We start from the raw sequence: 24,763 nt of genomic DNA, 5'->3' as shown, positions 1-24,763 counted from the left end.
TCAACTATTTATAATCACTTTTGTTTCTTGGATAAAAAGTTTGTATGATTTATCTGTATCAATGAGTATTTCTTCATTAATTTGAACAACCTCGTTGAATTTGTTGTATTCCTGTTTTATTTTTGTTGCTTTAATATCTTTCCTTAGAACGTAATTACTATCTATATTTCTTTGATCCCATTTTTCTCTAAACAAGGTTGCCGCATCAATACATTTCCAAGCTTCTTTCGTATAATACTCTTTGGCTAATAGAAAAGAATCTCTTTTGTGAATATATCTGCCTTTTTTAGCCATTACCAAAACCGGTACTAACATCAATTGCGAAAGGAAATATTTTGCAAAAAACACATCTGTTTCTAATGTAATCGGAAAATCATTGTATGTATTCACAAAACCTAAAAGCCATTTACGAGAGCTAAATTTTTCATTAAAAAAGTGAGGGATATTTATCTTTTTATCAAGATCGGAAAATGTGAGAGATTTCTCTATTGTTTCTATGGGAAGGTCCATCTGCCAATAATTAATAAAGCTATTAGAATTAATGAAAAATACTCCATGATGTTGTAGTGGATCTATCTTTATTAGTTCTTTATCTATTTGTTTTTTGATTTTGGGAACTTCTTTTGAAAGTGGTCCTATGATTGCCAAATCAATATCAGAATAGCTTACAAATGTACCATCAGAATAACTGCCTTGAACAATTAAAATACAATTTACTTTTTCTAGCAGCCTATGATATTCTTCTAATTTTGAAAAAAAGAATGGCTTTTTGTCTTCTCCATGGCTGTGAATACTTTTGATTTTAAAACTTTTTCCTGGTAATAAAAATTTTGCGAACCTTTTTTTTAAGACATCTTCAATTTTTCTTATCAGGTTCTCCATGTTGTTATTTAAAATAATAGAAAAGTCTCTTGTATAGATAAAGTATTTGATTTTTAATTTTAATTCGTTTGATTTGATTTTAAAATCTTCATTTAAAAATCTTGTTTCTAATTGCTTCTTTATTTTTAAAATCGCGTATAGTCGTTCTTCCCTGCTTATAAAAAAAAGATTACGGAGTAGTTTTTTTATGTCATCAGCCATATTCATCTAAATCTTATATTTCTTTTTGCAGAATGAACTTTAATCTCTTTCTCATTTTTAATTTTCAAAAATAGCTTTTCGATTTTCAATACAATCAATAATCTTAAAGAAATTATTATCATCTAAATACTCTTCAAAATTATTGTATTTGAATCCATTAATTTCTGTAGATACTTCTTCAAAAAAGTAATGAAATGAAACTTGGTACCTTATAAATACTAGGTATGCATATTTCATCGCTTCTTTTTTATTCATTTCGTAATCAATACTTTCCGGGTCAAAATTTTCAAGCAAATCAAAATATTCTTGCTTGGAATTGATGTCTAATGTAAATCCTTTATTTCTATAATGTGTTTTGGAAACAACAATGCAAGGTTTACACACCAGAGGCATTTCCATCCCGGCTGTTGTGGTATGTACAATTCCTAGCTTGGAGATATTATAGATACTCCAACTATTTACTTTTTCTTTTGGTTTTATGATTCGAATATTGCTCTTTGGAGTCACTCTATCCATAATAATATTATAGAATGGCATGTTTGTACCAATAACCACTTCTGCCGGATGTATTTTGACTATTAATTGTTTTTCAGGATGTTTGTTAAACCATTCAATAGTTTCTATCACCCACTCAGTAGGATTGTTAAAGGCAATTTCTCTTTGTGCACTCGTAGCATCCCATAAGACATTGGTAAATAAGGTATAAATGGGTTTCTTAGCATCTAACCCAAGGTACTCTATAGTTTCATTTTCTGAAGTCGTTTTTCCAAAATTGTACACAAAAACGTCATTCTTGTGAGAAATACGGGAATCTAGATACTGATAAATTAGATCTAGTTGTCTTGACGTTAAATCTTTGTTTTTTACTTTATCCCATTCATCAGTAACATCCCAAGAATCACCTGTTTTATTCCAATTGAAAACTTGTGAGTGTCTTTTTTTACCTCTTCCGTGAACCAAGGTGGGAATTTGATGATGCAAAAGCACTTGAAATGGAGGCCCCCAAGTACTATAAATTCCATGACTCATTATAACCAAATCCGGTTTTAATTCTACCAATTTTTCTCCTATGTAATGTGTAATAGAAATTGCTTTTTTGATCAAATCTGTTTTTTCTTCCAGCAATGGCAGAGTTTTTTCTATGACTCCTAATTTATACTGTTTCAATAAGGTTGCCTCTAAAATAGTATCGTATTTCTTATCATATTCTAATTCAGGTGTTCCCTTGATAAATTCTGAAATGGATATAAAATCAAGTCCAACCGTCTTTAAGAACTTCGACGCAAAAATAAAATCCCTTTCGGCCTCATAATCCCAATTCTTTTCATTACCAATTCGTTTGAGTTCATGAATTGGTAATGTATTATCATCCATCAAGAAGGTAATTTTATGTCCTTTTTTCTTCAAGCCCAATGCAAGTAACGTCTCTATATACAAATGAAAAGTACTTCCGGATAACATAAGTAACACATAAACTTCTTGCTTCTTCTCTGCAATACCTTCATCAAATTTTCCTAGCTTTTTTGCCTGTGCGATTAGATTACTTTTCGCAAAAAAAGAAACCTTTCCTAATCTCTGATAAGAAAATCCTAAAAAATATAATATCCTTATAGTAGGAGGAAATAAGAAAATTTTTATCGCATCTTTTATTTTTAATTTCATTATGAATATTTGTATTTAGCTAGTTAAAGGTATTAGAAAGAAATTTACCAGGCAGTCCACCCACCGTCAACTACTAAATTAGCACCTGTCATGTATGAAGATGCACTACTTATCAGATACACTATTGCTCCCTGGTAATCTTCTGCTTTTGCCATTCTTTTTAATGGGGTTTTATCACAGTAATTCTTTAAGAAATCTTCTGCTTGATTGTTAAAAACACCTCCCGGACTTAGGCAATTTACCCGAATGCCTTCGTCAGCCAAATGAGTTGCCATATATCTGGTTAAATTGATCAATGCTGCTTTAGAGGTAGCATAGGCTACCGGCGAGTTGATTCCGGAAGTTCCGTAAATACTCTTGTTTGCACTCACAATGCCATAGGTAGAGGAAATATTTACTATGGAAGCATTGTTGTTTTTCATCTTAGGTAATAATTTCTGACTCAGTAAAAAACTTCCTTTCAAATTTACGTCGTGTACCAAATTCCAGGCTTCCTCGGGGTAGTGTTCAAAGCCTGAGAAGAAATTGGATGTTGTATCCAGCTTCCTCGTATTTCCTTTAAAGTGAAAACAATTGACCAAACCGTGAACAGGAATCCCTCCTAAATCTTTATCAAACCCTGCAATTGAATCAGAGTTAGAAACATCGAGCTTTACGACTTTTACTTTGTCTTTTAAGCTTGTATCTTTTTCTATCTTCTCTGTTGCCATTTCACTGTCAATATCCGCAATGTAAATCATAGCTCCTGCATCTGCCAGAATCTGTACCATAGCAAAACCAATCTGCCCTGCACCACCTGCAACTACTACATTTTTCCCTTGAAGAGAGAATAATTTCTGGATTTTTTTCATATTGACTCTTTACTTTATTTAATGATTCTATTTATTAATAAATTTTTAGCAATTTTTATCATTACTTGATAATCTATTTTACTTGACTCAATAATATCGATCAAGTCATGTTTTCCATCAGCCAAATTTAATATCCACATCATAGCTTTTACTTCTAATTCTTTTTCCTTTTGAGAACCTATAGTGGGGTACAAACCTCTTTTTCCAAGTCGTGGTTCACAATATGGGAACAGATTTATATATTTTTTGTTGTTCTCTATCAAATGAACTATTTCTAAATATTTCATTACAGACTTTTCCATTGCATCAAAACTAATAAACCCTTTGTTGTCAGCAGAAGTATGGTACTCAGGATAAACACCATACATGGTACGCATAAGAGATCCTACAGGAAGATTTAACCCCGGTGAACAGTACTGCCTTTCTTCCGATCCTATGGGAGTGTAATTTAATATAGTATAATCTTCTTCAGTCTGACTTAATACAGTTTTTACTGCTCTATCTGATAAAGCATTTCCTCTCCTGCTTTTTTTGTAAGTGAAATTACCGTCATCTCCAATACACGTCACTACAAATCCGGCTACTAATTTTTCTTTAAGATAATCGCCATTCATAGAAAGGTAATAAATACTTCCAATAGTTTCCGGCACAAAAACAAACCTGTAAGTATAGTATAAATCTTTATCTTTTAATTGGTTGTATATAAATGCTGTAACTAAAGGACCTGATAACTCATTATTTGCTAAAGAAGGGTGACAAATATAGGTTGTAAATAAAACTTCTTCGTCTGTTTTTCCTCTTAAAATCAAATCTGAGATTGTCATAAATCCATTTTTATCAAATTTTGAATCAATTTTTATTTGATATTTTACAGATTTATCTAATTTCTCAAATTCATTATGCGATAAACAAAACCCCCACCTTCTATTGTAGTATGATGTCATATAGGGAATTAAATCAGGCTGATGCGGTATAGTATACAAATGCTCTTTCAGTTCATTGTAAGTAAGCAAACTTTCAAAGGGTTCGGAATACCCCAGCAGATGTAAATTATTTTCCTTAAAGTTTATAATTTCATTTCCTTTTTCATCTTTTATCCATGCTTCTTTAACATTCCATTCAGGAGGAACTGTCCAATCAAAGCATTTTGACCCTGAAGGTATTTCTTTAATTTCCAAAGGTATAATCTCCGAAAGTATTTGCAGAGATTTTCTATTCCCTTTTCCCGTGAGACTCCGGTTAATAGGCCATAAGCGATCAAAATACTTTTCAATTTTATTTCTCATTCTTTTCAATTTGGATAAAACTTAATTGTAACAAGTAAAAATTTCATAAATTCTATTTCTTCATTAGTCAACCTCTTAGTATATGTTCTGTCAGAAACATTAAATACTGTTTTATTGTTTTCTTTACTATCTACTGAATCTTTTACTATTACTATAGATCTTGGATAATTAGGGTTAATTTTATAAAACTCTTTTAACTTTTGTTGCATTATCTTGTATTTCTCCTCAATTGAGACATCTTCATACTGATTACCAAGCTTTTCTGTTATATCACGTGCCGGAACACCAGCGTAGATATGATTTTCTTCCATATCACGAGTTACTACAGAACCTAACATTGCCATACTTTTTGCTTTAGCATGAATGGGTGATACTAGACAGTGGCCAACAAACCAAACATCATCATCTACTATTAGTGGGGATTCTGATTCCCATTTACATCCTTGTAATGTGTCGCCAAAACGCATATGTGTCCAAAGTTGACTACGTGCTCCTACTCCAACGCCATTCCCAAGATAAAGCCCTCCATGAGTATTCAGAATACAGTTGGGTCCAATCCAACAACAGCTTCCAATTTTTGCTTCTTTATTTCCTGAAATAACAGTATTTTCTCTAATCATCGTATAATCTCCTATTTCAATAGAAGGACAAACGATCTCAATATCATGACCAAGATAGGCACCATCGCCTATCACGACTTTTTTAGCGGGTATGGTTGTTTGTGAGGCATAATCATAGCTTCCACTTATAGTAATACCGTCTTGGATTCTAACACCTTCACCTATGTATATTTCATCAGCTAAAATGTTATAGTTTTTATTTTTGTCCATTTTATATTTTTTTATAGCTAGAATTAATTATTATACTTATCATATTCTAGTCGTTATGAATTGCCAACATCAACTCAGTATTGGAAACCGCATGATCGAAATCTAATGAATGATTGAGTGTATTTGTTTTTATTAAGTTGATAAAATCGTTTATTTCATCAATATACAATTGATTTACATCAAAATCGTGTAACTCGTATTTTTCGTCTGTATCTTTATGCAATTGAACGTGCACAATATGGGTGTGCCAATCCCAAATTATTTTTCCTTTCTCGCCCAGAATCTTAACTGATCTGTCATAATCTTTTTGCAAGAAATCTACATGCAGGGAAACTAATTTGTCTTCATAAATAAAAATACTTTCTGCAATTTCTTCGACATCAATATCCAGGATGTTTGTATTAAACTTAACTGATTTAACATTTTGGGGGTTTCCGAAAAAATACTGAGCTAAGTCAAGTTCATGTGTAATGGTGTTGATAACTCCTCCTCCCATATCTTTGTTGGAAGCATACGATATTTTATAATCTTCCCAGGAGTGCCAATAAGGTAGCCAGCTTCCAAATTCCAATCTTGACGAATAGATTCTACCTAGCTTTTCCGAATCAATTAACTCCTTTATTTTTTTCACCAGGGGATGATAACGAAGCATAAACCCGATAAAGAATACAGAGTTGTTTTGCCATTCCTTTTGAATGAACTCCAATTGATCTTGGGAATGTGTCAAAGGTTTTTCAACAAAAACATGTGCTTTTAGATCGTTCGCTATTTTAACCCATTCTATATGCATGGATGTTGGATTGCAAATAACCATCATTTCCGGTTTTAACTCTTCAACCTCTTCAAGGGTAGTAATTACAGTACAGTGAAACTTGTTTTCAAAATCCGAAGAAAAATTACGTTTAAAGCAATATAGATCACCGTATCCCAAAGACTTTAAATTCTTTAAATGTCTTTGACCTATAGAACCGCCGCCAATAATTAAAAATGTCATTGCTTAAATTCTTTAGATTTCAAATACTTAGCTAAGACTTTTTCTAACAGGTTTTGTTCTTTCAGGTATTTCTCCACAAAATGTCTGAAAACACCATCACCTCCTTTGACAGGAATTACCCAGTCAACCAATTCTTTTACATATTCCGAAGCACTTACCGGACTGGCACTCAAACCTACTTTTTTTAACAATTCAATATCGTTGATATCATCTCCAACATAGGCAACCTCATTCCAGTTTAAACGTAACTCTTCCAATAATTTTTCAGCAATTGAAACTTTATCTTTAATTCCCAGAAAGCAATGTTCAATTTTTAATTTTTCTGCTCTTTTCTTTACGGCCATGCTATTTTCTCCGGTAATGATACCCGTATGTATGCTTATCAATCTGCAGAAAAGGATTCCTGCACTATCGGAAGTATTGAACTTTTTATATTCGTTCCCTTTTTCATCATAGTACATTCCTCCATCGGTCCAAACTCCGTCAATATCCGTTAAAAAAAGCCTTATATTATTCAAAATCACTCAATTCTAACGTTACATCTGCGGGAATATCTTTAACTGCTTTTTTATTGAGAATCTTATCGCGTTCAACCCATTTCATTCCTGTTCCCGGAGATTTTAAACAAAGTTTGTCTTCAGACACAATTTCTCCTTTTTTTATGTCGACACGAGACGTAAGGCTTCTGGCTAATTTCTCTTTTGCCTGTTGCGTTGCAGGGTTTACCTTTTTAATACCACTACCCTTTGCTAACTCTATGCCTCTTATATAATCAATCAATTTACTCAAACCACTTTCTTCAAGAGATCCCGGCTGGTCTGTTCCCTTCATTGTTCTGTCTAGTGTCACATGTTTTTCTATTAAGGTGGCTCCCATACAAGAAGCAGCCGCAGAAATAATAACACCTGAAGTATGATCTGATAAGCCTATATTAACTTTGTATTTACTTCTTAATGTATCCATGACTCTCAGGTTTACATTCCTGACATCACACGGATACTGTGAGGTACACTGCGTTATCAGTACTTTATCTTTTGGTAAATTCAGCGCTTCAAGAGCCTGATCTATATCATCTAATGAAGCCATCCCGGTAGAAATAATGACAGGTTTTTCTATGGCTCCTAACTTTTCTAATAATGGAATATTGGTCAGATCTCTGGAAGCAACTTTATAAAACGGACAGCCGATTCTCTCTAACAATTCAACAGACAGAACATCACAAGGTGTACAGAAATAAGTCATTCCGATCAGATCACAATATTCTTTAAGCTCTTTGTGTTCTTCCTCTGATAGTTCCAAAAACATTCTGTGTTCTCCGTAAGTTCTTCCAAACGAATTTGGATTGTCGTAGATTCTGTCAAATGCTGCTTTTGTTAATTCGGAAGGAATATCTCTTTTTTGGAACTTCACTGCGCTTGCTCCGCACCTTTGAGACATGTCGATTAACTTCTTTGCCAGATCAATTGAACCATTGTGGTTCTGTCCTATCTCTGCTATGACGAATGTTGGGAAATTCTCACCAACCAGTGTGCCGTTTAAATTGGCAACCGGGATTTCAGAATCCAATCCTTTTTTGATATTTTCATCTAAAAAGCAGTATAAGTTTTCCAGAGAATCGATAGAAGATTCACCTAGTATTTTTTCTAATCGAACCAAATCTTTTTTTGTATCGATCGTAAGAAATTTATCCAAATCAGGGCGTAATCCCATAAACTCACCGGACAGCAACTCAACATCAAAGATTTCGCTACCTTCTTTTCTTCTGAAAAAAGGTGTTACATGCTCAATATCAACGGGATTCCGGCTAATTTCATACACTTTCTTCAAAGCTCCTACTTTCACAAACTCCGGGACAATATGTGACAAGCCATCAATGGCTGTATAATCCTTATGAATTGATTTTTCGAAAACAGCCTCCGCAATACTGGAGATCATAATAGGGTTATCGGCAGTAAGTCTGACAATTATATCCTCATCATTCAGGCCTTCACTTGCCTTTATAAAGCGGTTAAGAACATTCAGGCTACTACCCTGACAAACTTGAACATTCAACGAATGCGCTGCAGACACAATAGGTTCATCGGCTTCCAATGTAGATGTGGCAATGAAAATTTCATCTACAAATTTTAACTTTTTCACATTCTCTACCACTCTGTACAATAGAGGTTTTTCAGAAACTGACATTAAAGATTTACCTCTTAATCTACTACTTAACATTCTGGCTTGTATGATAGCTCTTACTTTCATTCTTTTATGTCTTTAAACTCCACAAAAATCCAAAACTATTTGCGAGTCTTTTATTTTTACATTTTTAAACTCATCATGAGCTACTAAAAAAGCAATAATATCTGCTTTTTCAACAGCTATATGGTAATCGGTTAATTCAAATACCGAATGAGATTTGATATTGGGTTCAACAATAAAATGTTCCTCGTTACCTGCGCTCTGTAATATTTTATGAACAATATGTTCCGCCGGAGATTCTCTTAAATCATCAATATTAGGCTTAAAAGCTAATCCCATTAATGCTGTTTTTGGTTTTCTTCTGTGATTCAACTCAAATTGCAATTTGGCATTTTGTATTTTTTCAACACACCAAAGAGGTTTGTAACTATTTACCTGTCTTGACGTTCGTATAATTTTAGATTCAACCGGATAATCGGAAACTATAAAATAGGGATCTACAGCTATACAATGCCCTCCAACTCCAGAGCTTGGCTGTAAAATCTGTACTCTTGGATGTTTATTTGCCAAATTAATTAATTCCCAAACATCAATCCCTGCTTTATCACAAATTAACGATAATTCATTAGCAAATGCTATTTGTACATCCCTCGACGAATTTTCTACTAATTTGCACATTTCTGCAGTACGAGCATTGGTAGCATGTAACTTTCCCTTTACATATTGAGAATAAAATTCAATTGCTTTTTGTGCTGAAGTCTCATTGATACCTCCTATCACCCTGTCATTATGAACTAATTCATATATGATATTACCGGGTAAAACTCTTTCAGGACAATATGCCATAGATAATCTGCCTTCCAATTCCGGCCTTCGGCGGTAAATGAGTTGCTGCATTTTTTCGGTAGTTCCGATCGGAGAGGTAGATTCAATGATATATAAATCTTCCGCTTTCAACAAGGGGATAATTGCTTTAGTTGCAGCTTCAACAAAGGATATATCCGGCTCATAATCATTTTTAAACGGTGTTGGAACAACAATTAAATATACACCTGCCATTACAGGTTTTGTAGATGCCTTAAAATATCCTTCTCTTACTACTTCAGCTACTATTTTGTCCAGATCCGGTTCTACAATATGAATTTTCCCTCTATTAATCGTATCTACAACCTTAGGATTGATATCCACTCCATGAACATAGGTTTTATCTTGTGCTATCAAGGCAGATGTTGGTAAGCCAATATATCCTAATCCTATGGTAACTACTTCGGGGGTCGTCATATCTCTTTTATAAAGTTTACAATTCTGGCACAAGCTTTTCCATCTCCATAAGGATTATGCAATTTTGACATACTATCGAACCTTTGTGAGTTAGATAAAAGCTCTAATGCTTCTCTAACTATTAAATCTTCATTTGTACCTACCAGAACAACAGTTCCTGCTTCTACAGCTTCAGGTCTTTCTGTAGTATCTCTTAATACAAGTACTGGCTTCCCTAAACTAGGTGCTTCTTCTTGTACCCCTCCACTATCAGTAAGAATTAATTTGGATCGGTTCATTAGCCAAATAAAATCTTGATAGGCTAATGGGTCTATTAATAATATATTAGGTACACTTTTTAAAATTCTATTTACGGGTTCTTGTACTTTAGGATTTAAGTGAACTGGATAAATAATTAGTCTACTTATATTATCTTGAACTATTCGTTTTAAAGCCTTACAAATTCTTTCAAATCCTTCTCCGTGATTTTCCCGGCGATGCCCGGTGACCAAAATTAACTCTTTATTTTTAATTGTAGCATCTAATTCTCTAATGAGTTTACTGGGTGTTTCATTTACTTTATGAATACTATGAAGCAATGCATCTATAACCGTATTTCCTGTGACGATAATGGTTTTCTGACTTATATTTTCTCGTAACAGATTTTTTTTTGATTTTATGGTAGGTGCAAAATGATAATCACATAAACGTCCCGTAATTTGTCTATTCATTTCTTCGGGGAAAGGGGAGAGTTTATTGTTTGTTCTTAATCCCGCTTCCACATGACATACTTTTGCTCCGTTATAAAACCCTGCTATAGATGCTGCCATAGTTGTAGTGGTATCACCATGAACAAATACATAATTAGGTTTGTATGCTTCCAGTATAGGTTTTAAATTCTGAATTATAGTAGCTGTTAAGTCATACAAATTTTGATTTGGTTTCATCAAATTCAGATCATAATCCGGTGTGATTTCAAAAAAATCCAATACCTGATCCAGCATTTCCCTATGTTGGGCTGTCACACAGACTCTAGTTTCAAAATGAACTGTATCTTTTTGGAACTCTTTTACTAACGGAGCCATTTTGATAGCTTCCGGTCTTGTACCAAAAATGATTAAATTCTTCCTCATTTTTCTGTATGTTTTCCTATTTGATAATATTCAAATCCTTTTTCTTTCAACTTGAATGTATTGTATTGGTTCCTACCGTCAAAAATAACCGGATGGTTTAGTTGCAGTTTAATTTCCTGGAAATCAGGAGATCTAAACTCTTTCCATTCTGTCAATAGAATGAGTGCTTCCGTATGCTTTACCGCTTCATATTTCGAATCACAGTATGCTACTCCATCAACCCCTTTTAAGTAAAAAGTTTTTGCCTCGTAGTTCGCTTTGGGGTCATATGCTTTTACTTTTGCGCCTCGTTTAATCAGTTCCTTAATTGTATAAAGAGATGGCGCTTCTCTCATATCGTCAGTACCTGGTTTGAATGCCAGCCCCCAAATTCCAAAAGTTTTTCCTTCTAAATTATCCCCAAATCGCTCAACTATTTTATTAACAATAGAAAACTTTTGGCGATTATTAACATTCTCAACAGCTCCAATCAATTCAGCAGAATAATGATGATCTTCGGCAATTTTCCGCAATGCTTTTACATCTTTTGGAAAACAGGACCCCCCATAACCTACACCCGGATAAATAAAGCCATATCCAATCCTTCTATCAGAACCAATACCAACTCTGACTTGATTTGCATCTGCTCCTACTTTTTCACAAATGTTCGCGATTTCATTTATAAATGAGATTTTTGTTGCTAACATTGCATTAGCAGCATATTTAGTCATTTCCGCAGAGCGTATATCCATAGTTATAAATCGGTCATGTGTCCTAAAAAATGGGGAATATAATTGTTTCATCATATCAAAGGCTTCATTATTATCTGCTCCAATAACTACTCTATCCGGCTTCATAAAGTCATTGATAGCATCTCCTTCTTTTAAAAACTCAGGATTAGAAACTACATGAAATTTCACTGCTTTTTTTCTTGTATCTAATTCTTTTTGAATAACTTCTTTTACTTTGTCTGCTGTACCAACGGGAACTGTAGATTTATCAACAATCAGCAATTCTTCACTCATATTTTCTCCTATTGCTTTGGCCACTGACAAAACATACTGTAAGTCTGCAGCACCATCTTCTCCCATAGGGGTTCCCACTGCTATAAAAACAATAGCGGCCTTATCAATAGCTTCTTGTATCGATGTTGTGAAAAAAATAGTTTTTTGCTCTAGGTTTTTTTTAATAATTGCTTCTAAACCGGGTTCATATATGGGTAACTCTCCTTTTTGCAATTTGTTTATTTTAGCTTCATTCGTATCCATACAGACCACTCTATTCCCCATTTCAGAAAAACAAGCTCCCGAAACCAAACCAACATAACCGGTACCTATAACAGCTATTTTCATCTATACAATAAAAGGGGGTGTTTTAAATTATTTACTACAGTAATAGGAGCATTCCTTATACTATTGATTATTTCAATAGAGGGTTTTGCATCTGTTAAACCAAAACCCTTTCCGGATAATATCTCCTTGTAGCTTTCCGTATGTAAATCTGCAAACCCGTCGGTAAATTCAACTTTTTCTTTATTTATTGTTATGTTCCTAAAAGTCCTTTGATTTTTTTCTTTAATATATTTGGGTAAATCTTGCTCTTCTATAGATAGAAACCAACGTACTCTGGCTTTTTCAAACTCTAAAAATCCGGCAGCCTTTGACGGTTTTTTCAAATGTACTATATTTTCCTGTACATTTCCAAAAACCCAGGAAAGCATATCATAAAAATGAACTCCTATATTGGTTGTGATTCCTCCCGACTTACTTTCATCTCCTTTCCACGAAGAAAAATACCAATTTCCTCTGGTAGTTATGTATGTTAAATCTACATCATATTTTTCTTTCTTTGCTTCTATTATAATTTTTTCTTTAAGTTTTAAAATGCTTGGATGCAATCTTAATTGTAAAATGGTATTTATTTTTTTTCCTGATTCTTTTTCAATATCTGATAACGCATCAACATTCCAGGGGTTTAAAACCAGAGGCTTTTCGCAAATAGCATCTGCTCCTCTTCTCAATGCCATCCGTATATGAGCATCATGTAAATAATTTGGCGAACAAATACTCACATAATCTAATGAAATATGATTTCTTTTAAGCTTTTCTATATGCCTGTCAAACCGCTCAAACTCCACAAAAAAATCCGCTTTTGGAAAATGGCTATCCAAAATACCTACACTATCAAATTTATCCAATGCCACAACCAAATGGTTGTTGGTATCTTTTATAGCCTTCATATGTCTGGGTGCTACATATCCTGCTGCACCAATTAATGCAAAGTTTTTCATCTTACAGTACTTTATCTGTTACGTTTGATGGCAAACAGTTTTTAACATCATAAACAATACAATGTTCTTTTTTTAGCGAAAGAAAATCTAAGCTTTTAAATGCATCATGCGCAACGGCTACTATGATTGCATCAAATGTTGAATTGGGAATTTCATTTGTTGAAATCAACCCATACTCTTCTTGCACCTCTTCCGGATTTGCCCAGGGGTCAAAGATGGTAGTAGTAGTAGTATATTCTTTAAGTGATCTAATTACATTTACAACACCGGTATTTCTCACATCCGGACAATTCTCTTTAAATGTAATTCCCAATACCAAAATGTTTGAATTTTTAATCTTGATGTCTTTTTTTATCATCAATTTAATGACTTCAGAAGCTACATAACTACCCATACTATCATTCATTCTTCTCCCTGCTAAAATTATTTCCGGATTATAGTTATACTCTTGTGCTTTTTGTGCTAAATAATAGGGGTCTACCCCTATACAATGCCCTCCTACCAAGCCCGGTCTGAAGGATAAAAAATTCCATTTGGTTTCTGCCGCTTTAAGCACATCATGGGTATTGATATACATCAAATTGAATATTTTAGCCAACTCATTTACAAAAGCAATATTGATGTCCCTTTGGGAATTCTCAATAACCTTTGCTGCTTCCGCAACTTTTATAGCGGGTGCCAGATGAGTCCCTACTATAATTACCGATCTGTATAAAGTATCTACTTTTTTTCCTGTTTCAGGAGTCGATCCGGAAGTAACTTTTATTATTTTTTCTATAGTATGCTCTTTGTCCCCCGGATTAATTCTCTCCGGAGAATATCCTGCAAAGAAATCTTCATTAAATGTTAACCCCGATATTTTTTCAAGAATAGGAACACAATCTTCTTCCGTAGCTCCCGGATATACCGTAGATTCATAAATTACAATATCTCCTTTTTTTAAAACTTTACCAACTGTTTTGCTCGCACTAATTAAAGGCTCTAACACAGGTCTGTTATTCTTATCTACCGGCGTGGGAACAGTTATAATATAGTAATTACAATTCTTTAAATCATTTAAATTTTCCGAGCAGTATAACCCATTTCGGTCAGAAAAATCACTTACTAAAACGGATTGTAAGACTTCATCTTCTACTTCCAATGTACTGTCTATTCCCGACTTTAATTCATCAATTCTTTCTTTGTTGATATCAAATCCCAGTACAGGGTACTTGGTTGCAAAAAGCCTCGCCAAAGGCAAACCTACATATCCTAACCCAATAACTCCTATTTTTATATGGCTCATCTTATAAGTTTTCCCAATACCATTTTATTGCTTCTTTCAACCCGTTCCGTAGAGAGAATTGCGGTTGATAGTTTAATAATCTTTTCGCTTTATGTATAGATGCCAAAGAATGCGGAATATCTCCGGATCTTTTGGGCCCGTAAATAATTTCAATATTTTTAATTTCGGAATCATATACTGTTAAAAACTCTTTCAAATAACTTACCAAATCGTTCAATGTATTCCGTTCTCCATAGGCAATATTATACACGGTATTAATGGCTTCTTGGTTTGCTGTTAAGGACAGTAAATTAGCCTGAATTACGTTGTCTATATAGGTAAAATCTCTGGAGTATGTTCCATCTCCATTAATCACAGGTGATTTACCGGACATAAGTTGACTTACAAATTTCGGGATCACCGCTGCATAAGTTCCTTCCGGATCTTGTTTTCTACCAAAAACATTAAAGTAGCGCAATCCAATAGTTTCTACTCCGTATGTTTTTGCAAACACATCGGCATATAACTCATTTACATATTTTGTAATTGCGTAAGGTGATAACGGTTTCCCTATTTTGTCCTCTACTTTTGGCAGCTCTTCCGAAGCTCCGTAAGTAGAAGAACTTGCTGCATAAACAAATCTTTTTACTCCTGCTTCTCTTGCGGCAACCAACATATTCAAAAAACCTCCTATGTTAACCTCATTAGAAGTAACCGGATCTTTTATGGATCTGGGGACTGAGCCTAAAGCTGCCTGATGTAATACAAAATCAACTTCTTTTATTACCGTTGAACAATCTTCCATATTTCTTATGTCACCGGTTACTAATGTAAAATTACTGTCGGGTAACAGGTGAGAAATGTTTTTCTCTTTACCGGTTGAAAAATTATCTAAACAAACTACTTTATTTTCTAGTTTTAGTAAAGCTTCGCAGAGATTAGATCCAATAAAACCAGCTCCTCCCGTAACTAAAATTTTTTTCTTGGTTAAACTTGCCTTCACAAAAACCCGGTATCTTTTTAAGACGGCACAAAAGTACAAAAATCTTATCGACTTAAGTAGTAAAATACAAAAAGCTTCACGATATCGTAAAGCTTTTTTAGTGGGCAATGAGGGATTCGAACCCCCGACCCCTTGGGTGTAAACCAAGTGCTCTGAACCAACTGAGCTAATTGCCCTAAAACGGATGCAAATATATAACGGTTTTTAATTCTAACAAAGAAAAAACAGACTTTGTTTTAGATGACTTCTGCTACAACAAATGTACTTCCGCCAATATAGATTAAGTCTTTCGCATGAGCATTTTTCAAGGCAGCAGCATATGCCAATGTAACAGATTGATAACAGTCTCCCAATAAATTATATGTATTGGATTTTTTTTTCAGGAAATGTTGATCCAAGCCTCTTGGAACACTAGGTTTGCAAAAATAATATACGGCTTGTTTTGGAAAAAGAGGCAGTATCTCATTTAAATTTTTATCATTGACGACTCCTAAAACCATATGAATTTTATCATAATTTTCTTTTGACAATTGTTTCATTACGTAATACAATCCTTCCTTATTATGGGCTATATCACAAACTACCTTTGGTTCTTTCAACAATAGTTGCCATCTTCCTTTTAAATTTGTATTCCGGGAGACCTTTGCCAGCCCTCTGCTAAAATGAGATTCGGAAATTGTAAACTCATTCAATTGTTTTAAAGCTATCACAGCTGTTTTTACATTATGCTTCTGGTAAGTTCCTAGCAAATCAGTTGCATAGTTACATTCAAAATCCGAAGCAAAAATAACTTTTGCGTTTATCAATGAAGCTTTTTCTAAAAAAACAGATGCTATATCTTCTTGTTTTTCTCCGATAATTACAGGTATATTTTGTTTTATAATTCCTGCTTTTTCAAATGCTATTTCAGGGAGTCTCTCCCCTAAGAATTGAGTATGATCATACCCAATATTAGTAATGACTGAGATTTCGGGGTTCACTATATTAGTGGAATCTAATCTCCCGCCTAAGCCTACTTCTATAATAGCTATATCTACTTTTTCTTTTACAAAATAATCAAATGCCATTCCAACGGTCATTTCAAAAAAAGACAACTGCTGTTTTCTTAAAAATGCCATATGTCCGTCAATAAAGCGAATTACAAAATCTTTGGAAATTTCTTTTCCGTTAATTCGGATTCTTTCTGTAAAATCTTTTAAATGTGGAGAAGTATACAATCCTACTTTATAGCCTGCTTCTTGCAACACACTTGCCATCATATGCGAAGTAGACCCTTTTCCGTTCGTACCTCCCACATGAATGGATTTAAACTTTTTCTCCGGAAAGCTGAGTTCTTTTGAAAATGCCAGGATATTTGTGAGGTCTTTTTTGAATGCTATCGCCCCCTGCCGTTGATACATGGGTAATTGTGCAAACATCCAGTTCAGGGTTTGTTGGTAGTCCATTATTTAGTTAACGAAAACTTATAGATAATGGTTCCTCTTTGTTTTGCAGGCGCATTTCCGTCTGCATTCCATTTTGTCTTAAGAGCTGCTTCTTTAGCCGGTTTTAATAAACAATTTGCAGAATTTGTAGTTCCTTTTACTCCGGGAATCGCCTTGATAACACGACCGCTTTTATCTACTTCTATACTTACCACAACAATTCCTTCCTCCTCACAATCAGGTTTTTGAATAGGCTTGGATGTGGCTCTTCTTCCTGCCAAATTATAATTGCTATCGCCGTCCGAACCTGTATTACCATAATATTTAGAAGTGTTTGGGTCTCCTGTTTTCTTTCCTTTTAAACCTGAAATCGCATTACCTCCTTCTCCTTTTTGCTTGCCATCGGAAGTAGCTCCTTTTAGTAAATTATTTAAGGCATCCTGAGTTGCCTTAGATGGTTTTTTAGGTTTCGGAGTTTCTTTGGGCTTTTCCTCTTTTACCTCTTCTTTTGGAATTTCTTTTTTCTTTTCTTTTGGTTTTTCCATAACCGGAGCTTCTTTTTCTTCCTGGGTAACGACTTCCTCTTCTATCGCTTCTTTAGTAACTTCTTTTGTTTCCTCAGGCAATGACTCTTCTGTTTGTTTGGGTTCGGCTTTTACTTTTTTTATTACTTCCGGTTCACCTTTTCCTACATTTGAGGTTCCATAGTTTATTGCAATTCCATATTCTGCCGGCGGATCTAAATATCGCATGCCGAAATTAAAAATGGCTACGACTAACAACAACATAATGACGGTGGTGATAACGGCAGATTTTCTCTTATGTCTGGTTTCTAACACTTGCATTATTTTCCTCCTTTTACAGCCAAAATCATTTTTAATTTATTTTTATTCGCAATATCAATCACTTTCATCACCTTTTTATAAGGTACATTCTGGTCTCCTCTAATTACAACGGTTTTGCTTTTATCTCTCCCTACCTTATTTAGTATTTCAAGTTCTAAATTCCTTTCGGAAACTTTGGTTTTGTCAATATAGAAATTAGATTTGCTAGTTACTGTAACTGCAATAGAAGATTTATTTTCGGTCTTACCTCCGGCTTTCGGCAATAAAACATCAATAGCACTCACCGTAACTAATGTCGACGTTAACATAAAAAAAATCAACAATAGAAAAACAATATCTGTCATTGAAGACATATTGAAATTGGCATTTACTTTATTTCTTCCTCTTAAGTTCATAATCTATATTATTTAAAGGATTCAAAATTAAAAGATTAAAAGTTTTTAAGATATAATGATACTATTTTTCAATTTTAAATCTTTCGATATCAAACAGGTTCGTTTAATAAATCTAAAAATTCCGTAGATTTTGCTTCCATTTGATAAACCACCTTATCTGTTTTAACAACAATATGGTTGTATGTAATATAAGCAATAATCCCTACAATGAGTCCTGCAACAGTAGTAGTCATTGCCGTATACAAACCATCCGACAACAATTTTATATCTATTTGCCCTCCTGAATTTGCTATTTCATGAATAGCAACTATCATACCGATAACGGTTCCTAAAAATCCAATCATAGGTGCAGCTCCCGCAATAGTAGCTAAAACACTTACATTTTTTTCTAATTGATAGATTTCCAGTTTTCCCGCATTTTCAATAGCCGTATTAATATCTTCCAGAGGTTTCCCTATTCTGGAAATTCCTTTTCCTATTAATCTTGCTATGGGAGAATTAGCACTCCTACATAGTGTATCTGCCGATTCTATTTTTCCATTAGATACATAATCTTTAATTTGATTCATAAAATTTTTATCAACCCTTGCTGCTGATTTAATAGCAAAAAACCTTTCAAAATAGATATATAATGCAATGGTTAGTAAAAAGAAAAGAATAGAAATAATGATCAAACCTCCTGTCCCGCTTTCTATAATGAGCTTATAAATAGATAGTACCTTCTCTTCGGATAAAGTATCGACAACCTCTGCTTTCTTTTGGATATATAACAACATTCTTAATTTTTAAAAGTTCTTTTACTCTAACGGTTGTTTTGTTTTTAAATTGTTTAAAAAAACACTCGAAATATGGCCCTTAAATTTTTAGATAAATAACCTCATGAACATGAATGAAAAAGAGCCGGTCAAAAATCCAATCAAAGCGAGCCATGAGATTTTTTTTAAGTACCAAAAGAAGTCTATTTTTTCCATTCCCATGGCTACAACTCCGGCAGCAGAACCAATAATCAACATACTTCCTCCTGTTCCGGCAGAAAAGGCAATGAAATGCCATAAAGGATCGTCTAATGGTTCCGTAAACATTCCCAAACTTGCTGCAACCAGCGGTACATTATCGATAATTGCCGATCCTACTCCTAATAACATCACCACCAAATCAGAGACCGAAACGCTGGTTAATTCTGTTCCTATGAATGGCACACTCTCTTTTAAATTATCTGCAAAACCAAACAAAACCCCTAAAGATTCTAATGCGGCAACAGCCATTAAAATTCCTAAAAAAAAGAGGATGCTTGGCATTTCAATTTTAGACAAAGAACTATGAATCGGACCGTGATATGCATATTCCTGAGATTCATCTTTTGTTGCGAAATCTGTTAAAGAAATTTTTGTTCTGCTAAATATCTCGGCAAATGTTGCTATAATTGCTAAAGACAGCATCATCCCTACATAAGGAGGTAAGTGTGTCAATGTTTTAAAAACAGGTACAAAAACAATAGCAGCTAAACCTAAATATAACATTAATGCACTGTGTTTCCCTAATTTTCTATCCTCTTCTTTATCTAACGCTATTTGCCCTTTAAATGCAGGTAAAAAGCTTGCAATAAAGGTAGGTACTATCATACATAATAAAGAAGGAATAAACAGATAGATAAATAAATATACGGTACTTACTTTATCTCCTATCCATAGCATGGTAGTCGTAACATCTCCAATAGGAGAAAAAGCACCTCCGGCATTTGCCGCAATAATAATTAAACCGGCAAACCATATCCTGTCTTCTCTCGTTTTTATTATTTTTTGTAAGATTGAAATCAATACAATGGTAGCAGTCAGGTTATCTATAATAGCAGAAAGTATAAAAGCCAAAGCTGAAAATATCCATAAAATCCTTTTCTTACTATTTGTTTTTATATACGTTTTGATAGTAGAAAAACCGTCAAAATAATCAATGATTTCCACAATAGTCATAGCACCTAGTAAAAATACCAAAATCTCTGCGGTTTTCCCCAGATGATGTAACAAGGTTTCTTCAGCTAAATGCATTTTATCATCATGAAGCATAGAAGTAAAGCCTTCTACTAAGGCATGCTTAGAAGAATCAAACCAACCGGAAAAAGAATCGATTCCCAAAGCAACAATAGCCCAACAAATTGCCATCATAGCCAGCGCAGGGATTAATTTATCTACCTTTAAGCTGTGTTCCAGTGTAATAGCAAGATACCCCAGAATAAAAACAATAATAATTACTGATTCCATAAAATTATATTTATACAAGTTGTTTTAGTGCGAGTTCAAAAGCGATCTCGCTTATTCCCGTTTTAGATGCACTTCCGGCAAACGTGTTTTGCAATGCCTTTTTAATTGTATCTGATGTGTCTTCAAAAATTGCTTCGTCTGTCATTTCAATCCTTCGCTCCATAAAATATGCAAATACCCTAGCCATCCCGCAATTGGAAATAAAATCCGGAATCAAACTTACTTTTTTATCTGTACTTTCCATAATGGGCCCAAAGAAAATTTCTTTATCTGCAAAAGGCACATTTGCTCCGGAAGAAATCACTTCGAGGCCGGAATCGATCATTTGATTAATCTGCTTTTGCGTAATCAGTCTGGAAGCTGCACAAGGCGCAAAAATTTCAGTAGGCAAACTCCATATGTTTCGATTAATTTCCTCAAAAGGAACTCTATTTTCCACTACCAGAGTATTTCTGTCTTTAGCCAGAAAAAATGATCTAATTTCTTCAAAAGAAAATCCTTTTTCATTGATAATACCTCCTTCACGATCAATGATCCCAACTATTTTTGCCCCCATTTGAGCTAAATAGTAAGCCGCAGCAGAACCCACGTTTCCAAAACCTTGGATTACAACTCTCTTATCAACTACAGAACCTCCGTAAATAGTATAATAATGTCTTACTGCCTCCGCAACACCATAACCTGTAATCATATCTGCAATCGTATATTTTCCGGAAATGTCCGGAGAATATTTTTTACTTTCAACTACTTTTATAACACCGTGTCTTAACTGACCAATTCTATTAATCTTATCTGCTTCTGTTGGTTTAAAGTGTCCATTAAAAACACCTTCTTGCGGATGCCAAACACCACTATTTTCAGTAATTGGTATTACTTCATGAATTTCATCGACGTTTAAATCACCACCTGTTCCGTAATAACTCTTTAGCAGAGGAGATACTGCTTTATACCATCTTTCTAAAACTCCTCCTTTCCTCGGATCGGACGGATCAAAATTGATTCCCGATTTAGCTCCTCCGATTGCCGGCCCCGAAACAGTAAATTTTATTTCCATGGTCTTTGCTAAAGAAATAACTTCATATTTATCCAACCCTTTTCTCATCCTTGTACCACCACCTGCAGCTCCCCCGCGAAGAGAGTTGATCACCACCCATCCTTCTGCTTCTGTCTGCGAATCTTTCCAATTGAAAACAATTTCAGGTTGTTTGTCTTCATACTTTTTAAGTAACTCCTTCATTAAAACATCGTTTAATATTGATTCGTTTGAAGTGAATTCATTTAAACTTTTTCAATTTGCTAAAAAATTACTGTTTTCCGCTCTGCTTTTGTCTTTTTTTCCTTCCGTAGCGCTGCCATGCAACTCAAAAAATCCTTCAACAGAACTAAAAACTTCTAATTTTCGCTTACATCCAAAAAGTTTAAATGAGTTCAGTATTAAAAAACATTGCCAAAGTAAAAAAATATATTTGCTAATCAGAATTATTTGGGTGAAATATCAGGGTAAACGCATTAAAGTTAACATGTTTTTAATCAATACTTTATGATTTTTTGATCCAAGTTAACCTGTAATTATTTTCAAAAAAATGAATAATCATTAAAGGTAAGTTTAAAAAATTACGAATAAAATCCATTATTAAATGTCAATTCTTTAATGAAAAATTAGTTTTACTGATATATTCATAAAAGTTTAATGCGTTTGCCCTGGGTGAAATATGCTACCTGAAGAGTGATTTTTTACAGCTCCTGTTACACTTGACAAGCAATTCACCTGGTTACGGAGCTTTAAAAGTCCTAATAATGCAAAAATCAATGCTTCTTTATATGCTATCATTTCATTTGATGGTATTATTATTTTATTTTTTATCTTATTTTTTATTCGATTGATTAAAAAATCATTATAAACCCCTCCTCCGGTAAATAAAACAGAATCAAACGGTTCTATAATAGTTGATATTTGCCGAACGATATGTTCGGAAAAAGTTCTTAAAATAGTAGCTAGCTACCGGTTTTTCATATTTCTTTAATATCGGAAAAATAAATGCATGCACCCATTCTAACCCTAATGATTTTGGAGGATTCATTTTATAAAACGGTATTTCATTTAATGCTGTTAAAAGTGTTTCGCATACCTCACCGCTTTTAGCTAAAGTTCCCCTGTCATCATAAGAGAAACCCAACTGATTGCTATAATAGTTCAAAACAATATTTACGGGGCAAATATCAAAAGCAATACGTTTTCCTTTATCCTCAAAGGAAATATTAGCAAATCCACCCAGGTTTATACAAGCATCAAATTCAGAAAACAACAGTTGGTCTCCTATCGGAACCAGAGGAGCTCCCTGACCACCTAATTAAACATCCTGAGTTCTAAAATCACAGACAACTTTACAATTTGTATAGTTAGCTATAGTCTGCCCGTCACCTATTTGTAGTGTGATGCTTCTTTCCGGTTGATGAAAAATGGTATGCCCGTGTGAAGCAATAAAATCAAGAGCCATCATTTTATTTTTCTCGATAAATTTCCGGGTTTCAATTCCCAAATAAACACCATATTCAGTGCTGAGTTTTTCTATTTCCTCAGGAGGCAGATACATCCCGTTTTTTAATTGCTCTCTCCAATAAGTAGTATACGGTACTGCCTTAGCAGCTAATATCTTGAAATTGCTCAGGTTCTTTTCATCAAACCGAACATATATAATATCCAAACCGTCCAGAGAAGTTCCGGACATTAATCCAATGGCATATATATATGTATTATTCATATCCATAAAAATATGAAATGTATATTGAAAATATGCTAGTAAAAAAGTAACTTTGAAAACTTTTTTTACGAATTTAATAATTGTAGTAATAAATATATGGACTTTAGCCTTACCGAAGAGCACATAATGATTAGAAATGCAGCACGTGAATTTGTCCGAACCGAATTATTACCGGGCGTCATTGAAAGAGATGAAAAGCAACACTTTCCTGACGAGTTGGTAAAAAAAATGGGAGCATTAGGTTTTCTGGGGATTATGGTAGATCCAAAATACGGAGGAAGTGGAATGGATACCTTCTCTTACGTGCTCATTATGGAAGAACTCTCCAAAATTGATGCATCTGCTTCTGTTATTATTTCGGTAAATAATTCATTAGTTTGCCATGGCATCGAAAAATATGGTTCGGAAGAACAAAAGCAAAAATATTTGACAAAATTAGCTACGGGGGCATCTGTCGGAGCCTTTTGTTTAAGTGAACCGGAAGCCGGTAGTGATGCAACATCTCAAAAAACCATGGCTATAGATATGGGAGATCATTACTTATTGAACGGAACCAAAAACTGGATTACTAATGGCGGACGCTCTGATATTTATTTGGTCATTGCGCAAACAGATCGTAAAAAAGGGCATCAGGGTATCAATACTTTTATTATTGAAAAAGGAATGCCGGGTTTTGCTATCGGGCCAAAAGAAGATAAGTTGGGAATCAGAGGAAGCGATACTCATACGTTGCAATTTAATGATGTAAAAGTTCCTAAAGACAATAGAATTGGTGAAGATGGTTTTGGTTTTAAATTTGCCATGAAAACACTATCCGGTGGCCGTATTGGAATCGCATCTCAGGCACTGGGTATTGCCTCCGGCGCATATGAACTGGCTTTAAAATATTCGAAAGAACGCAAGGCTTTTGGAACGGAAATCTGCAACCATCAGGCAATTGCATTCAAATTAGCCGATATGTATACGGAAATTGAAGCAGCTCGCCATTTAGTAATGAAAGCTGCCTGGGATAAAGATCAGGGAAATAATTATGATTTTTCCAGTGCTATGGCAAAATTATACGCTTCAAAAGTAGCTATGGAACACACCGTAGAAGCAGTTCAAATTCACGGAGGTAATGGCTTTGTAAAAGAGTATCATGTAGAACGCTTGATGCGTGATGCAAAAATTACACAGATCTATGAAGGAACTTCGGAAATTCAAAAAATTATTATTTCCAGAAACCTACTCAAAGGTTGATATTCTCACTCTCATTACCAG

General features: G+C 34.2%; 21 protein-coding genes, 1 tRNA gene and 1 pseudogene. 1 reads left to right on the top strand and 22 read right to left on the bottom strand.

Going from position 1 to position 24,763, the window contains the following annotated elements; translation table 11 throughout:
* From GKR88_06825 to GKR88_06720, 22 genes and pseudogenes are all read right to left on the bottom strand, one after another.
* Positions 1 to 1,089: a hypothetical protein gene (locus GKR88_06825; GenBank protein ID QMU64033.1), complete on the bottom strand. Its 1,089-nt coding sequence runs from the start codon at positions 1,087 to 1,089 to the stop codon at positions 1 to 3.
* 51 nt (positions 1,090 to 1,140) lie between these two features.
* A complete protein-coding gene (locus GKR88_06820; GenBank protein QMU64032.1) occupies positions 1,141 to 2,745 on the bottom strand; it encodes a hypothetical protein in 1,605 nt (534 codons plus the stop codon).
* A 44-nt stretch (positions 2,746 to 2,789) separates the two neighbouring features.
* Positions 2,790 to 3,596 carry an SDR family oxidoreductase gene (locus tag GKR88_06815; protein ID QMU64031.1) on the bottom strand — a complete coding sequence of 269 codons (807 nt, stop codon included), beginning with the start codon at positions 3,594 to 3,596 and terminating at the stop codon, positions 2,790 to 2,792.
* Between the two features lie 14 nt (positions 3,597 to 3,610).
* Positions 3,611 to 4,882, bottom strand: a complete 1,272-nt coding sequence (locus GKR88_06810; GenBank protein QMU64030.1) for a DUF4910 domain-containing protein — start codon at positions 4,880 to 4,882, stop codon at positions 3,611 to 3,613.
* A gap of 5 nt (positions 4,883 to 4,887) precedes the next feature.
* Positions 4,888 to 5,712 carry a hypothetical protein gene (locus GKR88_06805; protein QMU64029.1) on the bottom strand — a complete coding sequence of 275 codons (825 nt, stop codon included), beginning with the start codon at positions 5,710 to 5,712 and terminating at the stop codon, positions 4,888 to 4,890.
* A gap of 46 nt (positions 5,713 to 5,758) precedes the next feature.
* Positions 5,759 to 6,706, bottom strand: a complete 948-nt coding sequence (locus tag GKR88_06800; protein ID QMU64028.1) for a hypothetical protein — start codon at positions 6,704 to 6,706, stop codon at positions 5,759 to 5,761.
* A complete protein-coding gene (locus GKR88_06795; protein ID QMU64027.1) occupies positions 6,703 to 7,224 on the bottom strand; it encodes an HAD hydrolase family protein in 522 nt (173 codons plus the stop codon). The genes GKR88_06800 and GKR88_06795 overlap by 4 nt, the downstream gene beginning before the upstream one ends.
* Positions 7,217 to 8,953 (bottom strand): hypothetical protein, encoded by a 1,737-nt coding sequence (locus tag GKR88_06790; protein QMU64026.1) that lies wholly within the window; start codon positions 8,951 to 8,953, stop codon positions 7,217 to 7,219. The genes GKR88_06795 and GKR88_06790 overlap by 8 nt, the downstream gene beginning before the upstream one ends.
* 12 nt (positions 8,954 to 8,965) lie before the next feature.
* Complete coding sequence (gene wecC / locus GKR88_06785) at positions 8,966 to 10,171, bottom strand: UDP-N-acetyl-D-mannosamine dehydrogenase (GenBank protein ID QMU64025.1); 1,206 nt, start codon at positions 10,169 to 10,171, stop codon at positions 8,966 to 8,968.
* A complete protein-coding gene (locus tag GKR88_06780) occupies positions 10,168 to 11,283 on the bottom strand; it encodes a UDP-N-acetylglucosamine 2-epimerase (non-hydrolyzing) (GenBank protein ID QMU64024.1) in 1,116 nt (371 codons plus the stop codon). Before GKR88_06780 ends, wecC begins: the two co-directional genes overlap by 4 nt.
* Positions 11,280 to 12,614: a nucleotide sugar dehydrogenase gene (locus GKR88_06775; GenBank protein ID QMU64023.1), complete on the bottom strand. Its 1,335-nt coding sequence runs from the start codon at positions 12,612 to 12,614 to the stop codon at positions 11,280 to 11,282. The genes GKR88_06780 and GKR88_06775 overlap by 4 nt, the downstream gene beginning before the upstream one ends.
* Entirely contained in the window at positions 12,611 to 13,552 is a 942-nt protein-coding gene (locus GKR88_06770) for an oxidoreductase (GenBank protein QMU64022.1), read from the bottom strand. The genes GKR88_06775 and GKR88_06770 overlap by 4 nt, the downstream gene beginning before the upstream one ends.
* Before the next feature lies 1 nt (position 13,553).
* Positions 13,554 to 14,837 (bottom strand): nucleotide sugar dehydrogenase, encoded by a 1,284-nt coding sequence (locus GKR88_06765; GenBank protein QMU64021.1) that lies wholly within the window; start codon positions 14,835 to 14,837, stop codon positions 13,554 to 13,556.
* Between the two features lies 1 nt (position 14,838).
* The gene (locus GKR88_06760) at positions 14,839 to 15,819 is read right to left on the bottom strand and encodes an SDR family NAD(P)-dependent oxidoreductase (protein ID QMU64020.1); all 981 of its coding nucleotides are present in this window, start codon (positions 15,817 to 15,819) and stop codon (positions 14,839 to 14,841) included.
* Positions 15,820 to 15,920: 101 nt separating this feature from the next.
* Positions 15,921 to 15,995, bottom strand: a tRNA-Val gene (locus GKR88_06755).
* A 60-nt stretch (positions 15,996 to 16,055) separates the two neighbouring features.
* Positions 16,056 to 17,264 (bottom strand): bifunctional folylpolyglutamate synthase/dihydrofolate synthase, encoded by a 1,209-nt coding sequence (locus GKR88_06750; GenBank protein ID QMU64019.1) that lies wholly within the window; start codon positions 17,262 to 17,264, stop codon positions 16,056 to 16,058.
* Positions 17,264 to 18,088, bottom strand: coding sequence for an energy transducer TonB (locus tag GKR88_06745; protein QMU64018.1), 825 nt, complete (start codon positions 18,086 to 18,088; stop codon positions 17,264 to 17,266). The genes GKR88_06750 and GKR88_06745 overlap by 1 nt, the downstream gene beginning before the upstream one ends.
* A complete protein-coding gene (locus tag GKR88_06740) occupies positions 18,088 to 18,483 on the bottom strand; it encodes a biopolymer transporter ExbD (protein QMU64017.1) in 396 nt (131 codons plus the stop codon). The genes GKR88_06745 and GKR88_06740 overlap by 1 nt, the downstream gene beginning before the upstream one ends.
* A gap of 89 nt (positions 18,484 to 18,572) precedes the next feature.
* Positions 18,573 to 19,259: a MotA/TolQ/ExbB proton channel family protein gene (locus tag GKR88_06735; GenBank protein QMU64016.1), complete on the bottom strand. Its 687-nt coding sequence runs from the start codon at positions 19,257 to 19,259 to the stop codon at positions 18,573 to 18,575.
* Positions 19,260 to 19,346: 87 nt separating this feature from the next.
* Positions 19,347 to 20,741, bottom strand: a complete 1,395-nt coding sequence (locus GKR88_06730; protein ID QMU64015.1) for a sodium:proton antiporter — start codon at positions 20,739 to 20,741, stop codon at positions 19,347 to 19,349.
* A 10-nt stretch (positions 20,742 to 20,751) separates the two neighbouring features.
* The gene (locus tag GKR88_06725) at positions 20,752 to 21,978 is read right to left on the bottom strand and encodes an amino acid dehydrogenase (protein QMU64014.1); all 1,227 of its coding nucleotides are present in this window, start codon (positions 21,976 to 21,978) and stop codon (positions 20,752 to 20,754) included.
* 450 nt (positions 21,979 to 22,428) lie between these two features.
* Positions 22,429 to 23,503, bottom strand: a pseudogene (locus tag GKR88_06720) (anhydro-N-acetylmuramic acid kinase).
* A 96-nt stretch (positions 23,504 to 23,599) separates the two neighbouring features.
* Here GKR88_06720 and GKR88_06715 point away from each other — a divergent pair.
* Complete coding sequence (locus GKR88_06715) at positions 23,600 to 24,742, top strand: acyl-CoA dehydrogenase (GenBank protein QMU64013.1); 1,143 nt, start codon at positions 23,600 to 23,602, stop codon at positions 24,740 to 24,742.
* Positions 24,743 to 24,763: the final 21 nt, after the last annotated feature.

Source organism: Flavobacteriaceae bacterium (genome assembly GCA_014075215.1).
GTDB lineage: Bacteria > Bacteroidota > Bacteroidia > Flavobacteriales > Flavobacteriaceae > Polaribacter.
This window is presented reverse-complemented; position numbering and strand designations above follow the sequence as displayed.

What these genes read in the sequence shown, in the direction of transcription:
- GKR88_06790 (QMU64026.1), bottom strand. Translation starts at nt 8,953, where the DNA reads ATGAAAGTAAGAGCTATCATACAAGCCAGAATGTTAAGTAGTAGATTA.
- GKR88_06810 (QMU64030.1), bottom strand. Translation starts at nt 4,882, where the DNA reads ATGAGAAATAAAATTGAAAAGTATTTTGATCGCTTATGGCCTATTAAC.
- GKR88_06765 (QMU64021.1), bottom strand. Translation starts at nt 14,837, where the DNA reads ATGAGCCATATAAAAATAGGAGTTATTGGGTTAGGATATGTAGGTTTG.
- GKR88_06770 (QMU64022.1), bottom strand. Translation starts at nt 13,552, where the DNA reads ATGAAAAACTTTGCATTAATTGGTGCAGCAGGATATGTAGCACCCAGA.
- GKR88_06780 (QMU64024.1), bottom strand. Translation starts at nt 11,283, where the DNA reads ATGAGGAAGAATTTAATCATTTTTGGTACAAGACCGGAAGCTATCAAA.
- GKR88_06740 (QMU64017.1), bottom strand. Translation starts at nt 18,483, where the DNA reads ATGAACTTAAGAGGAAGAAATAAAGTAAATGCCAATTTCAATATGTCT.
- GKR88_06730 (QMU64015.1), bottom strand. Translation starts at nt 20,741, where the DNA reads ATGGAATCAGTAATTATTATTGTTTTTATTCTGGGGTATCTTGCTATT.
- GKR88_06775 (QMU64023.1), bottom strand. Translation starts at nt 12,614, where the DNA reads ATGAAAATAGCTGTTATAGGTACCGGTTATGTTGGTTTGGTTTCGGGA.
- GKR88_06825 (QMU64033.1), bottom strand. Translation starts at nt 1,089, where the DNA reads ATGAATATGGCTGATGACATAAAAAAACTACTCCGTAATCTTTTTTTT.
- GKR88_06800 (QMU64028.1), bottom strand. Translation starts at nt 6,706, where the DNA reads ATGACATTTTTAATTATTGGCGGCGGTTCTATAGGTCAAAGACATTTA.
- GKR88_06735 (QMU64016.1), bottom strand. Translation starts at nt 19,259, where the DNA reads ATGTTGTTATATATCCAAAAGAAAGCAGAGGTTGTCGATACTTTATCC.
- GKR88_06725 (QMU64014.1), bottom strand. Translation starts at nt 21,978, where the DNA reads ATGAAGGAGTTACTTAAAAAGTATGAAGACAAACAACCTGAAATTGTT.
- GKR88_06815 (QMU64031.1), bottom strand. Translation starts at nt 3,596, where the DNA reads ATGAAAAAAATCCAGAAATTATTCTCTCTTCAAGGGAAAAATGTAGTA.
- GKR88_06745 (QMU64018.1), bottom strand. Translation starts at nt 18,088, where the DNA reads ATGCAAGTGTTAGAAACCAGACATAAGAGAAAATCTGCCGTTATCACC.
- GKR88_06805 (QMU64029.1), bottom strand. Translation starts at nt 5,712, where the DNA reads ATGGACAAAAATAAAAACTATAACATTTTAGCTGATGAAATATACATA.
- GKR88_06715 (QMU64013.1), top strand. Translation starts at nt 23,600, where the DNA reads ATGGACTTTAGCCTTACCGAAGAGCACATAATGATTAGAAATGCAGCA.
- GKR88_06820 (QMU64032.1), bottom strand. Translation starts at nt 2,745, where the DNA reads ATGAAATTAAAAATAAAAGATGCGATAAAAATTTTCTTATTTCCTCCT.
- wecC (QMU64025.1), bottom strand. Translation starts at nt 10,171, where the DNA reads ATGACGACCCCCGAAGTAGTTACCATAGGATTAGGATATATTGGCTTA.
- GKR88_06750 (QMU64019.1), bottom strand. Translation starts at nt 17,264, where the DNA reads ATGGACTACCAACAAACCCTGAACTGGATGTTTGCACAATTACCCATG.